Origin of the sequence: Nocardia sp. NPDC059228 (genome assembly GCF_042754245.1) — a bacterium.
Lineage (GTDB): Bacteria > Actinomycetota > Actinomycetes > Mycobacteriales > Mycobacteriaceae > Nocardia.
The window spans coordinates 239,867-253,466 of record NZ_JBHZAL010000005.1 but is presented as its reverse complement, the minus strand read 5'-3'; the positions used below and the strand labels follow the sequence as shown (position 1 = coordinate 253,466).

The window sequence follows — 13,600 nt, the reverse complement described above, 5'->3', positions numbered from 1 at the left end:
TACCATGAGCTGACGGCAAGAGCGGCACAGGAAGACTTTCATGGCGGGCGCCCCGACGTTCGCCGAGGGGTGATCACGGTGTCCGACAGTGAGTTGCTGGTGGCGGTGCTGGCCAGGTTCGCGCGACTGCTACCGGCGGCAACCGAACTGCCCCATATTCTGGACGAATTGATGCAGAGTGCCATCGATGTGCTGGAACCGGGCGGTGTGACGGTGGCGCTGTCCCCGAAACTGCGGGGTGACCGGTCTGAACTCTTCGGCGGCATCCCCGAGGAGCTGCTGGATCTGGAGGTCTGCCAGCGCGATCACGCCCGCGGACCCGGCGTGGTCGCCCACGCCTGCGGCGCGTCGGTGACCGTCACCGATATCGGTAGCTACGGCGACATGTGGCCGGAGTACACGAGTCTGGCCGGGCGGCACCGGATTTCCTCGGTGGCCGCGGTCCCCATGCGCCTCGACGACACCGAAGCGGGTGTGCTGAGCCTGTATTCCCGCGACCCGCGGCACTGGACCGGCAAGGACCTCTCGGTCGCCACGCTGCTGGCGGGGATGGCCACCGGCCACATCGTCACCGCCAACCTGGTGCAGCGCCAGCAGCGGGTGACCGAGCAGTTACAGCACGCCCTCACCACTCGCATCGTGGTGGAACAGGCCAAGGGCGTGATCGCGCACGCCCGCCACACCACCCCCGATGCCGCCTTCGCACTCATCCGCGCCCACGCGCGGCGCAATCGCGTCACCGTGCACGCGGTCGCCCACGGCATAGTCGAACTGGGCCTGCGGATTTGATCGGCGACGGATTCGCACACTTTGCCCGGAATTCCATCCCCGAAAATAGATCACGGCGGGAACAGGGTGGTCGTGGAGTAGCCTGGTGAGTTGGCGGAACCGAAAGCCCCTGTCCCCGGCCGGTTTCCGTTCGCGGTTGGCGACCGTCCCAGTCCTCGACGGCTCGTTTCGGCAAGTTTGTGCTCGCTTTCCGTCGATCTGGGGGCAATCGTGAATTCCTCACGTGCATCGAAATATTCCGCTGCCCACCCGGCAACCCACTCGCATCCCAGCCCATCCGTCCGGCCCGCCGCGTCCCGATCCACCCGGCGCGGCAGTGAATTCGATCCGCTCGTACGCCGGATCGGCGCGGGCGATCGGGATGCCTACGAGGAGCTCTATCGCCGCACCCGCGGCCTCGTCTACTCCCGAGCCCTGAACATCGTGTGCGACACCGGATATGCCGAGGAAACTTGTCACGAGGTCTACCTGCAGGTCTGGCGCAGCGCCGCTGCCTTCGACCCGGCCCGCGGCAATGCCCTGACCTGGCTCACCACCCTGGCCCACCATCAGGCGGTGGACCGGGTGCGGCGCGAATGCAGTGCGGCCGGGCACGAACACCGCTGGGGCGTCTGCGATTACCGGCCCGCCATCGATGTGGTGGCCGAGGAGATCCTGCGCCGCCACGACGAGCGCGCCATCCGTCGCGGCCTGGCCACGCTCACCCCCTATCAGCGCGAATCGGTGGTGCTGGCCTTCTACGGCGGTCTCACCTACCCACAGGTCGCGGCGCAGCTGGGCATCGGGCTGCCGGCGGTGAAGGCACGCATCCGCTCGGCGTTGGCCCAGCTCAAAGTGTCACTGGCATAACCGGATACGGCGTGCCGATCAGTGCGCGGCGGTGGCCTTGAAGCCGCGCGGGACCAGGATCACGGTGAGCACCGCGACCGTGCCCACCATGGCGGTCGAGATCCAGGAGGTGGTGGTGAGCGCGGCATCGTAGGCGTGCTGGGCGATGCGCAGCACCTCGTCACCGGTGGGTCCGCCGATCCTCTCGGCGATATGGGCCGCGCCGCCCACCGAGCCGCGCGCCTCGGCCAGATCGTCGCCCTGCAGCGGCAATCCGGTCATGTGGCCGGTGAACAGACGACCGTGAATGCTGCCCAGCAGCGCGACGCCCAGGCCGATGCCCAGCTCGTAGTTGGTCTCCTCGACCGCGCCCGCCTGGCCGGCGCGCTCGGCCGGCACCGCCGATACCAGCACCGCGGCCGCGGTGGTGATGGCGATGCCGTCACCGATGCCCAGGCACACCAGCACCAGCGCGACAGTCGGATAGGTGGTGTCCGGCACTGCCGCCAGCACCGCGAAACCCCCGGCCAGCGCGCCCAGTGCGACGCCCATCAGCGCGCGCACGCTCACGTGCTGCATGAGCCACGGGGTGGACAGCGAGCCGAACAGGGTGGCCAGCGCCGCGGGCAGCGTGCGCATGCCCGCCTGGGAGGGCGAGTAGCCGTGAATGTATTGCAGCCACAACGAGATCAGGAACAGTGCCGCGCCGATGGCCAGCATGGCCAGCAGGGTGGCCAGCGCCGCCGCGGTGAACGCGCGATTGCGGAACAGCCGCACATCCAGCAGCGGATCCTGCGACTTCAGCTGCCGATAGGCGAACAACCCCAGCAGGATCACCGAGGCGGCCATGATCACCAGATCGATCGGGGCCGGATTGCCCTTGGCCACATGCTTGATCCCCCACGCCAGCGCCACGACGCCCAGCACCGACAGCGCCGCGCTCGCCCAGTCCAGGCTGCCGTGCTGCGGCGATCGGTATTCCGGCAGCAGCCACAGTCCGGCGGCCACCGTGATGATCACCACCGGCACATTCAGCCAGAAGGCCGCCGACCACCCGAACGCCTCGACCAGGTGGCCGCCGACCAGCGGGCCGATGGCCGCGCCCGCACCGGCGACCGAGGCCCAGATGCCGATGGCCAGCGTGCGTTCCCGGTCATCGGAGAAGATATTGCGGATCAGCGAGAGGGTGGACGGCATCACCATGGCCCCGCCGACGCCCAGCAGCGCGCGCCCCGCGATGAGCTGCGCGGGCGCGTGCGCCGTCGCGGCCACCATCGAGGCCAGGCCGAAAAGCACGAAGCCGGACAGGAACAGCCGCTTGCGGCCGTAGCGGTCGCCGATCGCGCCGCAGGTGATGAGCAGGCCGCCCAGCACCAGGCCGTACAGGTCGACGATCCAGAGCTGTTCCATCGGAGTGGGCGCCATGTGATCGATGAGCGAAGGCAGCGCGACATTGAGGATGGTCGCGTCCATGGCCACCAGCAGCAGACTCGCGCACAACACGGCGAGCATGGCCCACCGGCTCGCCGGCGCGGGCTCCACCCGGTTCGCCAGATCGTCCGACTGTTCCCGGGGTGGGATGCGGCCCACGTCTTCCGCCTCCTCGGCTAGGCAAAGGTCAAGCTGCTGGCAACAACCTGGCTAAGACTACCCGGGGTGTGCGGCTCACTTGTTCGCGTTCTGCTTCGCCAGCAGGTCGCGGATCTCGGTGAGGAGCTCCAGTTCGGTGGGATCGGCCTTCACCGCGGTGGGCTTGCTGAGCCGGTTCTTGAGGGTGTTCATCGGGAGGATGAGCACGAAATAGAGGACCGCGGCCACACACAGGAAATTGATGCCGGCGCTGATGATCGGACCGAGGGCGACGAAGGTGGACGGCTTGTCGGACAGGAGTTGGAAGCCCAGGCCGTATTCCTTGTTGCCGCCGAGGGTGGCCAGCAGCGGCTCGATCACACCCTTGGTCACCGAGGTCACAATGGCGGTGAAGGCCGTGCCCATGACCACGGCCACCGCGAGATCGATGACATTGCCCCTCATCAGGAAGTCTTTGAAGCCTTTGAGCATGATGCGCGCTTGATCCAATCCGAGACGTTTTCGTTATCTTCTGAATGGGAGTTTAAGGGCTGGTCGCGGTGTGGCGCGCACCTGGCACAGCCCCCTTGACGCGCATCACTCCGGACGGTTGGTCGGTGATGGCACACAATCGGCAACCCCGCGGGGTCGTCCGGAACGAACGAAGCGGCCGGATGAAAGCGAACAACCCCGGTTCCGGGCCGTGCGGCCCGGAACCGGGGTCGAGTGTGTACTACTTTCCGCCGGCCCTGTTCTTGAGGGCGGTGACGATCTCGTTGACCGCGGCGAGCACGTCCTGGGCGGCGTGGTCGAGGTTGGCGCGCACCGATTCCAGAGTGCTCTGGAGATCCTCGGGAGTGATCTTGTCGGCGAAGGCCTTCGCCATGTCGGCGAGATCGGCGGCCGCGCTCTGTGCCCGGTCGGCCAGTTCGGCGGCGGCGCCGCTGGCCCGCTCGGCCAGCGCTCCCGCCGCCGATTCGGCTCGCTCTCTCAGGTCGGAGGCGGTGACCCCGAGGTCGGTGGTCAGATCGTCGGCGGTGGTGCGCAGATCGTCGGTCAGGCGTTCGACCTTGTCATCGGAGTCGTCATCAGTGGGCATCGTCGTGGTTCCCTACTTCGATCCGCCGCTCAGGCATCGGAACCCTCCCTACGTCGGTCACGCTCGGGCAGTTACAGCGATCTTTCAGCAATCGATAGTAGTCCTCTTTCGGCGCGCCATCTGCACTCTTTCGGTGCGCGGTGGCCGGCACTTTCAGTGCACGGGACCCAGGACGCGCTCGATGTACTCGTTCGTGAAGCGCCCCTTCGGGTCGAAGCGGCGGCGGACCTCGGCGAACCTGTCCCAGTCCGGGTAGCGCTCGCGCAGGGTCGCGGCGGTCTGGAAGTGCCGCTTGCCCCAGTGCGGGCGGCCGTTGTAGCGGTCGAAGACGCGTTCGCAGGCGCGGAAATACGGCTCGTAGTTCATGCCCTGGTACTGGTGTACGGCGATGTAGCAGGTCTCGCGGCCGCCGGCGGGGGAGAGGAAGGCGTCGTCGGGGGCGACCCAGCGCACCTCGATCGGCATCGGGGTGTCGAAATGCTTGGCCACCTCCTTGATCTCGCGGATGGCGTCGGCCGAATGCTCGCGTGGCAGTGCGTATTCCATCTCGGTGAAGCGGAACAGGCGGGGGCTGGCGAAGACCCGGTAGGAGCGCTCGACCTGGCGGCGGTAGCTGCCCGCGTAGGCGGCGCTGCGCTGGATCAGCGGGATCAGGCTGGGGCGGCGGCGGGTGAGCCGGCACAGCGCGTCGAAGGTGTAGTTGGTCATGAGGATGTCGGAGAACCAGTCCACGGCCCTGCCGCGCGGTTGCTCGGGCAACTCGACCCGGTTGTTGCGCTTGGTCATTGCCAGCGGGCTGTGGGCGAACATATAGAACTCGAAGTGCTCGTTGCCCTCGACGTAGCTGTCGAGATCGGCCAGCACCTCCTCGACCGGGACCGGCCGTTCGATGCCCTCGAGGACGAAGGACGGCACCATCTGCAGGGTCACGGCGGTGACCACGCCCAGCGCGCCCACGTTCACGCGGGCGGCGCGCCAGCCGTCGGGGTCGGTCTGCTCGTTGAGTTCGACCCGGCTGCCGTCGGCGAGCATGAGCTCGACGGAATGCAGTGCGGCAGAGAGGTTCTGCAGCTTGGATCCGGTTCCGTGGGTGCCGGTCGCGGTGGCGCCCGCGATGGACTGCACGTCGATGTCGCCGAGATTGGGGAAGGCCAGGCCCAGTGGGTGCAGCGCATTGCTGGCGGCATTGAGCGTGATGCCGGCTTCCGCCCGGACCAGCCCGGATTCGCGGTCCACGTTCAGGATCCGGTTCAGCTTGTTCAGGCGCAGGAGGGTGCCGTCGGTGAGCACGGTCTCGGTGAAGGAGTGCCCCGATCCGGCGACCCGGACGGAGTGCCCGTTCGCGTCGGCCTGTGCGAGTACTGCCGCGACGTCCTCGGGCGAGCTCGGTTCGGCGATGGCCGCCGGGGTACAGCTCTGATCCCCGGCCCAGTTCACCCAAGAGTTGGTCATGCGACCAACTTTAAACCGCGAGTGTGATGCGCGCTACCGTTTGCGCGGGGTATACGCCGCGGCTTTGGCCCGCTCCACTTCGTCCTCGGTGAGCGGCGGCTGCGCCAGCGCCAGGCGGGGCACGCCGTCGCCGCGCACGCCATTGAGAATCAGCGCCATGTAGCGCTCCCAGACCTGGGGATTGACCGGCCGGGCGAATCCGGCAATGCCGTCGACCATGTTCACCATGGCGAAGAAGTCGCCCGCCTCGATGTCGGGCTGCAGCACGCCCGCGTCCCGGGCGCGCTGGATGACCGCCTGCATGCCGGGACGGATGTGATCCTTCATGGCGCAGAAGCGATCCATGCTGTCGTGCAATTCGAGGATGACCTCGCCGAAGCCGCGGTTGACCGCGACATGCCGGCACGAGTACTCGAACAGATCGACCAGGCCCTCCCAGGGGTCCGGATGGTGCAGTGCCACATCCACGGCCCCGGCGAGTTCGGTGACCATCTGGTCGAAGACCTCGGAGATGAGCTCCTGTTTATTGGCGAAGCGGCGGTAGACGGTGCCGACGCCGACGCCGGCGCGCTCGGCTACATCGTCGAGGGTGACCTCCAGCCCGCGATCGGCGAACAACTCGCGGGCGGCCGCGATGATGCGCTGCTGATTGCGGGCGGCGTCCGCGCGCAGACGCCGAGGTGGGGGCGCGGTGGTGACGTGATTCACACCCTGATCCTAACAGCAATCGGGATTATCTGGAGGAGCCGTCTCCGTTTTGCTGGTAGCTTCTACCGGTAAGCGGAGACCGGTTCTCCACTAATCCTAGGGGACGAGGAAAACCACCATGACAACAGCTCTCGAGAAAGAGGTCGCGGCACCGGCCGCCGCGTCGCGGCGCGGATCGCACTCGCTGCGCTGGTGGGTGCTCGCCGTACTCGGCGTCGCCCAGCTGATGGTCGTGCTGGACGCGACCGTCGTGAATATCGCGCTGCCGCACGCGCAGGCCGATCTGGGCTTCTCCAATGGCGATCGGCAGTGGGTCATCACCGGCTACGCGCTCGCCTTCGGCAGCCTGCTGCTGCTGGGCGGACGGCTCTCCGACCTGTTCGGACGGCGCACCACCTTCATCACCGGCCTGGTCGGCTTCGCGGTCGCCTCGGCCGTCGGCGGCGCGGCCGGCAACTTCGAGGTGCTGGTCGGCTCCCGTATCGCGCAGGGCGTGTTCGCGGCGCTGCTCGCGCCCGCCGCGCTGTCGCTGCTGACCGTCACCTTCACCGAACCCGCCGAGCGCGCAAAGGCGTTCGGCATCTTCGGCGCCATCGCCGGCGCCGGCGGCGCCCTGGGCCTGCTGCTGGGCGGCGCGCTCACCGAGTGGGCCTCATGGCGCTGGGTGATGTACGTGAACCTGGTCTTCGCGGCCATCGCGCTGGTCGGCGCGGTACTGCTGCTGGCCGGGCACACCGCCACCGAGCGGCCCAAGCTGGATCTGCCCGGCACCCTGGCGGTGACCGCCGCGCTGTTCGCCATCGTCTACGGCTTCTCGCACGCCGAGTCGGACGGCTGGACCAATGGCCTGACGCTGTCCTTCCTGATCGGCGGCGTGCTGCTGCTCGGCGTGTTCGCCTGGCTGGAACAGCGGGTCGCGCATCCGCTGCTGCCGCTGCGGGTAGTGCTGGACAAGACCCGCGGCGCGTCCTACGTCACGGTGTTCACCATCGGCATCGGCATGTTCGCCATGTTCCTGTTCCTCACCTACTACATGCAGCAGCAGCTGGGATACTCGCCGATCCGCACCGGCGTGGCGTTCCTGCCCATGGTCGCCGGCATGGTGGCGGCCTCCACCACCGTGCCCGCCCTGCTGATTCCCCGGGTGGGCCCGAAGGTGACCGTGGTGAGCGGATTCCTGCTCGCCACAGTGGGAATGGTGCTGCTGACCCGCATCGGCGTGGACACCGGCTACGCGAGCCACATCCTGCCCAGCCTGGTCCTGATGGGCCTGGGTCTCGGTATGGCGATGTCGACGGCCTTCAGCGGCGCGACCTCGGGCGTGCACCACAGTGACGCCGGTGTCGCCTCGGCGATGGTGAACACCAGCCAGCAGGTCGGCGGTTCCATCGGCACCGCGCTGCTGAGCACGCTGGCCTCGACGGCCTTCGACAATTACGCGTCGAGCCACGTGCCGGCGTCGGCGGCGGTGCTGGCCGAGGCCGCGGTGAAGAGCTACACCACCACCTTCTGGTGGGCCGCAGCGATCTTCGTGGTCGGCGCGGTGGTCACCGGTCTGATCATGCCCAACAAGGTGCCGGTTCCGGCGGAGGGCGAACCCGTTCTGGCGCACTGAGTTCCGGATGTGGAAGCGGCCCCGCTCACGAAAGTGAGTGGGGCCGCCTCTTTTTCGGCTTACCGCGATCAGCGGCAGTTGGAGGGCGGGGGCAGGCCCGCGAACCGGTCGGACAGGTAGTCCACGGCGGCGGCGGCGCCGCCCATGGCGGTGCCATGGTCGGCGCCGGGGATGATGTCGAACTGGACCGGGGTGCCGGCGGCGCAGTAGCGGTTCGCGGTCTCGAGGGCGAGGTCCAGGGGGACCTGGTCGTTGCTGCCGTGCCATTCGTAGAGGGGTTGGCGGATGAGCTCCGGGACGACCTCGAGGGCATTGGCGTGAATGGTGTGGATCAGGTCCGGGTCGTTCTCCTTGCCGGGGTGGAAGACGTCGCCGATGCTGTGGTTCGCGCCGACCGTAATGATGTCGTCCACGCAGGAATTGGCGATGCGGTCGCGCATCCAGAAGCCGAAGGGCGTGAGCGAGCTGTCCAGCTGGATCTGGGCGGGGTACTCGCGCTCCATGCCCACTGCCACCGCGAAGCCCAGGCCGAACAGCGGCTGGGGCGTATCGCCGACCTGGATGGCCAGTTTGCCCGGATTGACCGGCACGCCGCCCTCCGCGACGCCGACGATCGGCAGCTCGGGCGCGTAGTCGGGGGCGATGGCGGCCGCGAAACCGGTGGCCATCGCACCGCCGGAGTAACCGGCCAGGCCGACCGGCGAATCACCCAGTCCCGCCGGGGCGAAACGCTCGACCGCGCGAATGCCGTCGAGGGTGATCTGCCCGCCCATGCGGGCCGCGCCGTAGGCGCTGTCGGGGCCGAGGTGATCGGGCACGGCGATCGCCCAGCCGCGCGCCAGCAGCAGCGGAAAAGCGGCAGCCTCCCGCACGCCGCCGTTGAACAGGGCGTGCGACGGCGCGCACTGCATGCCCAGGGAATTCACGAACGGCTGATACGACAGCAACGGTCGCGGGCCTGGGCCGGGGGTGATGAGGGTGGTCACCGCGGCGATGGGCACGCCGGTGGAGTTCGTGGAGCGGAACTTCAGCTGCCACACCGTCGCTCCGGGCCAGGGATGGTTGGGCACCAGGCGGGAATCCAGGACGTCACCGTTATGGGCGGCGGCGAGATTCCCTGTGGCGTAGTAGAACCCGTCCGGGTCGGAAACCGGATAAATCGCCCCGGCATGGGCCGCGGGGGTGGCGGCCATGGCGGCCACCAGTACCGTGGCGATTCCGAACCCTTGAACCAGCAACTTTCTGATCGACTGCCGCACCGCCAACTTGACTCCTCGAGGCCGATGGGACAACTCCGGGCAAGCGGCACTATCCTCGCAGTTCCGGGCTGCTGTTCGGCTTCATCAACACGCCGAACAGCAATGATTTGGCTAATTAGAGAGGAGGGGCGGTGGCAGCGAGAGTCGCGGGCGTGGACGCCGCCCTGCTCGGCATCATCGCCCTCGGTGGCGCGATCGGCGCGGAAGCGCGCTACGCCATGAGCCTGTGGGTGCCGCACCACGGCTCGATTCCGTGGCAGACCTTGGCGGTCAACGTGATCGGTTGCTTCCTCATCGGGGTACTGATGGTGTGTATCACCGAGATCTGGGTGGCGCACCGGCTGTTGCGGCCCTTTCTCGGGGTCGGGATTCTCGGCGGATTCACCACCATGTCCACCTACGCGGTGGAAGTTCGTACACTGCTCGAATCGGGCCGGGTCGGCGCCGGACTGGCCTACCTCGGGGGAACGGTGGTGGCAGGACTGATTTCGGTCCTGCTGGGCGTGAGTGCGACACGATGGGTATCGGAGACGGCACGACGATTGGGGGCAGGCGATGAGTGACATGGTTCGGCAGTGGGTACCCGCGTCTCGGCTGACGGTGCTGCTCGGCGAGGACGACACCTATCGGCACCGGCCCCGCTATCACGAGATCGTGCGGCGTGCCCGGGATGCCGGATTGGCCGGGGCCAGTGTGTGGCGCGGCGTCGAGGGTTACGGGGTGTCCTCCCATATCCACACCGCCCGGCTGCTGGATCTGGCCGAGCGGTTGCCGGTGATGGTGATGATCATCGACGACACCGCACGGCTGCGGGCGTTCGTGGAAGGCAATGCGGACCTGCTGGATTCGGTGACGGTGGCGCTCTCGCCGGTCGAGGTCTTCGCCGGAGTGCGGCGGTGACAGGGCTGCTGGTGATCCTCGGCGCGCTCTTCGGGGCGCCCGTCCGGTATCTGGTGGATCGCGCGGTGGCCCATCGATTCGATAGTGTTCTCCCCCTGGGCACACTGGCGGTGAACATGGGCGGTTCGGCCGTGCTGGGCGCGTTGATCGGTGCGGGAGCAAATCATTGGCTCCTGGCTGCCGTGGGAACGGGGTTCTGCGGCGCGCTGACCACGTTCAGCACGTTCGGGTACGAAACGGTTCGATTGGCCGAGGAGGGCGCTTACAGCTATGCGGTGGCGAACGTCGTGATCGGCGTCGGCGCAAGCCTGGCCGCGGCCTACCTCGGTGCCTTCCTCGGGCAGTGGGTGTGGCCGTGATTCTCATGACCAGCCGGGCGCAGGCGATACGGAAGGGAGGTGCGAGCATGGCCCACGATCGAGCCGGACGACCGGCCCGGGCCACGGACCTCGAGGACATCGCGCACTTGGTGACGGCCTACTACAGCCGGATTCCGGATCCGTCGGATGCCGCGCAGCTGGTGTCCTTCGGCACCTCCGGACATCGCGGGTCGAGCCTGGACTGCGCCTTCAACGAAGCGCACATCCTGGCCATCACCCAGGCGATCGTGGAATACCGTGCCTCGCGCGGCATCACCGGGCCGGTGTATCTGGCACGGGATACGCACGCGCTGTCCGAGCCCGCCTGGACCACCGCGCTGGAGGTGCTGGCCGCCAACGACGTCACCGCCGTCATCGACTCGCGCGACAGGTACACGCCCACACCGGCTTTGAGTCACGCCGTGCTGCGGCACAATCGGGGCGGGACCCGGCACCAGGCCGACGGCATCGTGGTGACGCCCTCGCACAATCCGCCGCGCGACGGCGGCTTCAAATACAACCCGCCGCACGGCGGCCCCGCCGACACCATCGCCACCGATGCCATTGCCGCGCGCGCCAACGAGCTGCTGCGCACCGGGCTCGCCGACGTCAAGCGCACTTCGCTGGCGCAGGCGCTGGCCACCAACGTGGAGCGCTACGACTACCTGGACCGCTACATCTCGGACCTACCCAATGTGCTGAACCTGGACGCCATTCGGGGCGCCGGGATTCGGCTGGGCGCGGACCCTATGGGCGGGGCCTCGGTGGACTACTGGGAGGAGATCGGGCAGCGGTACGACCTCGAGCTCGAGGTGGTGAATCCGTTCGTCGATCCGACCTGGCGGTTCATGACGCTGGACTCCGACGGGCGGATCCGGATGGATCCCTCGTCGCGGTACGCCATGGCGTCGCTGGTGGCGATTCGCGACGATTACGACATTTCCACCGGCAACGACGCGGACGCGGACCGGCACGGGATCGTGACTCCCGATGCGGGACTGATGAATCCGAATCACTACCTGGCGGTGGCGATCGAGTACATGATCGCCAATCGGATGGGGTGGGACGCGCTCACCAAGATCGGCAAGACGGTGGTGACGTCCTCGATGATCGACCGGGTGGTCGGCGTGCTCGGCCGCGACGTCTACGAGGTGCCGGTCGGGTTCAAGTGGTTCGTGCCCGGATTGTTCAGCGGCAGCCTGGCTTTCGGCGGCGAGGAATCCGCGGGCGCGTCGTTCCTGCGCATGGACGGCACCGTGTGGACCACCGACAAGGACGGGATTCTGCTCGCGCTGCTGGCCGCGGAGATCACCGCCGTCACCGGGCAGAGTCCGTCCACCCGCTACACCGAACTCGAAAAACGCTACGGCTCACCCGCCTACGCCCGCGTGGACGCCACCGCCACCCCGGAACAGAAGACCCGCCTGGCGGCGTTGACGCCCGACATGATCACCGCGACCGAAATCGCCGGCGAACCCATCACCGGCATCCAGACCCGCGCCCGTGGCAATGGCGCGGCCCTCGGCGGCGTCAAGGTCACCACCGAGAACGCCTGGTTCGCCGCCCGCCCGTCGGGCACCGAGGACAAATACAAGATCTACGCCGAATCCTTCCAGGGGCCGGAGCACCTCGCGCAGGTCCAGGCCGCGGCCGAGGAGATCGTCGGACACGCCCTCACGGGTGAATAGCGCGGCCTTCGGTCAGGTGTGGCGAATGAATGGATTGGTGTGTGCGCCGGGCGGATCCGGGTGGGCGGTGTGTCGTGGTGAGTGAGGTCGAGGCGCCGGTCGGTGGGCGGCATCGGCTGCCGGTGGAGATCTGGGTACTGGTGGGGTCCGCGTTCACGATCGCCATCGGGTTCGGGTTGGTGGCGCCGGCGTTGCCGCAGTTCGCGCGGAGTTTCGATGTGGGGGTGGCCGCGGCCTCGTTCATCGTGAGCGCGTTCGCGTTGATGCGGTTGATCTTCGCGCCGCTGGCGGGTCGGTTGTTGCAGAAGCTGGGGGAGCGGCCGGTCTATCTGACCGGGCTGCTGATCGTGGCGGTGTCGACCGGTGCGTGTGCGCTGGCCCAGAGTTATTGGCAGCTGCTGGTATTGCGGTCGCTGGGTGGGATCGGGTCGACGATGTTCACGGTGTCCTCGCTGGGGCTGGTCATCCGGATGTCACCGCCCGCCGAACGGGGGCGGGTGTCGGGGGTCTACTCGACGAGCTTCCTGATCGGCTCGATCAGCGGGCCTCTCGTCGGCGGTGCGCTGTCCTTCCTCGGCCTGCGCGCCCCGTTCCTCATCTACTGCGTGGCGCTGCTGATCGCCAGCCTCATCGTCTATGTGGCGCTGCGGGATTCCCCGCTGGCCCTGCCGGAGAAATCGAACGGTGCGCCCGTGATGACCTTCCGCGCGGGGCTGGCCCGGCCCGCCTACCGGGCCGCGCTGTGGGCCAACTTCGGCAATGGCGCAGCCGTTTTCGGTGTGCGCATGGCGCTGGTGCCGCTCATCGTGGTGGAGGTGCTGAAGCAGGAAGCCGCCCTCGCAGGCGTGGCCCTGACCGCCTTCGCCCTCGGCAATGCCTCGGTGCTGTTCCTGTCCGGGCGGTGGTCGGACACGGTGGGCCGCAAGCCCTTCCTCATCGCAGGAACCCTGGTCTGCGCGGCCGGCACCGCGGGCATCGGCCTCGCCCCCACCCTCGTCTGGCTCCTGGTCGCCTCCTGCGTGGCGGGCATCGGCTCCGGCATGTTCACCCCCGCCCTGCAAGCGGCGGTCGCCGACATCATCGGACCCGGCACCCGGGGCGGCCCGGTCCTCGCGGGCTACCAGATGTCCGCCGACCTGGGCACCTTCCTGGGCCCCTACGCGATCGGCATGCTCGCCGACCGCGTCTCCTACGGCGTGGCCCTCGGTGTGACCGGCGCTCTGCTGGCCTCGGCGTCGGCGGTCTGGCTGCTGGTACCGGAAACCCTCCGCCGGAGAGAATCCGTTGCAGCCACCGCCGCCTAGCGGGCCGGCCGCAGATTTTGGTGGGGCGGG

Annotated in this window: 14 protein-coding genes; 8 read left to right on the top strand and 6 right to left on the bottom strand. The window is 68.1% G+C overall.

Annotation, left to right across the window (positions count from 1 at the left end; all coding sequences use genetic code 11):
• The first annotated feature begins 78 nt into the window (after positions 1-78).
• Positions 79-789 carry an ANTAR domain-containing protein gene (locus tag ACFXKA_RS11445; RefSeq protein WP_379427101.1) on the top strand — a complete coding sequence of 237 codons (711 nt, stop codon included), beginning with the start codon at positions 79-81 and terminating at the stop codon, positions 787-789.
• 210 nt (positions 790-999) lie between these two features.
• Entirely contained in the window at positions 1,000-1,638 is a 639-nt protein-coding gene (locus tag ACFXKA_RS11440) for a sigma-70 family RNA polymerase sigma factor (RefSeq protein WP_379427100.1), read from the top strand.
• An 18-nt stretch (positions 1,639-1,656) separates the two neighbouring features.
• Here the strand turns inward: ACFXKA_RS11440 and ACFXKA_RS11435 are convergent, their stop codons facing one another.
• The 5 genes from ACFXKA_RS11435 to ACFXKA_RS11415 form a co-directional block, all read right to left on the bottom strand.
• Positions 1,657-3,207, bottom strand: a complete 1,551-nt coding sequence (locus tag ACFXKA_RS11435) for an MFS transporter (protein WP_379427099.1) — start codon at positions 3,205-3,207, stop codon at positions 1,657-1,659.
• Between the two features lie 75 nt (positions 3,208-3,282).
• Positions 3,283-3,696: a large conductance mechanosensitive channel protein MscL gene (gene mscL / locus ACFXKA_RS11430; RefSeq protein ID WP_354840662.1), complete on the bottom strand. Its 414-nt coding sequence runs from the start codon at positions 3,694-3,696 to the stop codon at positions 3,283-3,285.
• A gap of 223 nt (positions 3,697-3,919) precedes the next feature.
• Entirely contained in the window at positions 3,920-4,285 is a 366-nt protein-coding gene (locus ACFXKA_RS11425) for a hypothetical protein (protein WP_354840665.1), read from the bottom strand.
• A gap of 153 nt (positions 4,286-4,438) precedes the next feature.
• Entirely contained in the window at positions 4,439-5,737 is a 1,299-nt protein-coding gene (locus ACFXKA_RS11420) for a D-arabinono-1,4-lactone oxidase (protein ID WP_379427098.1), read from the bottom strand.
• A 33-nt stretch (positions 5,738-5,770) separates the two neighbouring features.
• Positions 5,771-6,445: a helix-turn-helix domain-containing protein gene (locus ACFXKA_RS11415; RefSeq protein ID WP_354840671.1), complete on the bottom strand. Its 675-nt coding sequence runs from the start codon at positions 6,443-6,445 to the stop codon at positions 5,771-5,773.
• A 118-nt stretch (positions 6,446-6,563) separates the two neighbouring features.
• Between ACFXKA_RS11415 and ACFXKA_RS11410 the strand changes: the two genes are divergently transcribed.
• On the top strand, positions 6,564-8,060 hold the full coding sequence (locus tag ACFXKA_RS11410; protein WP_379427097.1) for an MFS transporter: 1,497 nt from the start codon (positions 6,564-6,566) through the stop codon (positions 8,058-8,060).
• 68 nt (positions 8,061-8,128) lie between these two features.
• On the opposite strand, the gene ACFXKA_RS11405 is transcribed toward ACFXKA_RS11410, so the two are convergent.
• On the bottom strand, positions 8,129-9,319 hold the full coding sequence (locus ACFXKA_RS11405; protein WP_354840835.1) for a lipase family protein: 1,191 nt from the start codon (positions 9,317-9,319) through the stop codon (positions 8,129-8,131).
• Between the two features lie 131 nt (positions 9,320-9,450).
• On the opposite strand from ACFXKA_RS11405, the gene crcB (ACFXKA_RS11400) reads away from it, so the two are divergent.
• The 5 genes from crcB (ACFXKA_RS11400) to ACFXKA_RS11380 all read left to right on the top strand — a co-directional run bounded on the left by crcB (ACFXKA_RS11400) (position 9,451) and on the right by ACFXKA_RS11380 (position 13,570).
• A complete protein-coding gene (gene crcB / locus ACFXKA_RS11400) occupies positions 9,451-9,882 on the top strand; it encodes a fluoride efflux transporter CrcB (RefSeq protein ID WP_379427096.1) in 432 nt (143 codons plus the stop codon).
• Complete coding sequence (locus tag ACFXKA_RS11395) at positions 9,875-10,219, top strand: DUF190 domain-containing protein (protein ID WP_354840678.1); 345 nt, start codon at positions 9,875-9,877, stop codon at positions 10,217-10,219. Before crcB (ACFXKA_RS11400) ends, ACFXKA_RS11395 begins: the two co-directional genes overlap by 8 nt.
• Positions 10,216-10,578: a fluoride efflux transporter CrcB gene (gene crcB / locus ACFXKA_RS11390; protein ID WP_354840681.1), complete on the top strand. Its 363-nt coding sequence runs from the start codon at positions 10,216-10,218 to the stop codon at positions 10,576-10,578. Before ACFXKA_RS11395 ends, crcB (ACFXKA_RS11390) begins: the two co-directional genes overlap by 4 nt.
• Before the next feature lie 47 nt (positions 10,579-10,625).
• Positions 10,626-12,266, top strand: coding sequence for a phosphoglucomutase (alpha-D-glucose-1,6-bisphosphate-dependent) (gene pgm, locus ACFXKA_RS11385; protein ID WP_354840684.1), 1,641 nt, complete (start codon positions 10,626-10,628; stop codon positions 12,264-12,266).
• A 77-nt stretch (positions 12,267-12,343) separates the two neighbouring features.
• Positions 12,344-13,570: an MFS transporter gene (locus ACFXKA_RS11380; RefSeq protein WP_379427095.1), complete on the top strand. Its 1,227-nt coding sequence runs from the start codon at positions 12,344-12,346 to the stop codon at positions 13,568-13,570.
• Positions 13,571-13,600 lie beyond the last annotated feature (30 nt).

Excerpts from the sequence above, each read along its gene's own strand:
- ACFXKA_RS11420 (WP_379427098.1), bottom strand. The coding sequence starts at position 5,737 with ATGACCAACTCTTGGGTGAACTGGGCCGGGGATCAGAGCTGTACCCCG.
- ACFXKA_RS11395 (WP_354840678.1), top strand. The coding sequence starts at position 9,875 with ATGAGTGACATGGTTCGGCAGTGGGTACCCGCGTCTCGGCTGACGGTG.
- ACFXKA_RS11425 (WP_354840665.1), bottom strand. The coding sequence starts at position 4,285 with ATGCCCACTGATGACGACTCCGATGACAAGGTCGAACGCCTGACCGAC.
- ACFXKA_RS11410 (WP_379427097.1), top strand. The coding sequence starts at position 6,564 with ATGACAACAGCTCTCGAGAAAGAGGTCGCGGCACCGGCCGCCGCGTCG.
- pgm (WP_354840684.1), top strand. The coding sequence starts at position 10,626 with ATGGCCCACGATCGAGCCGGACGACCGGCCCGGGCCACGGACCTCGAG.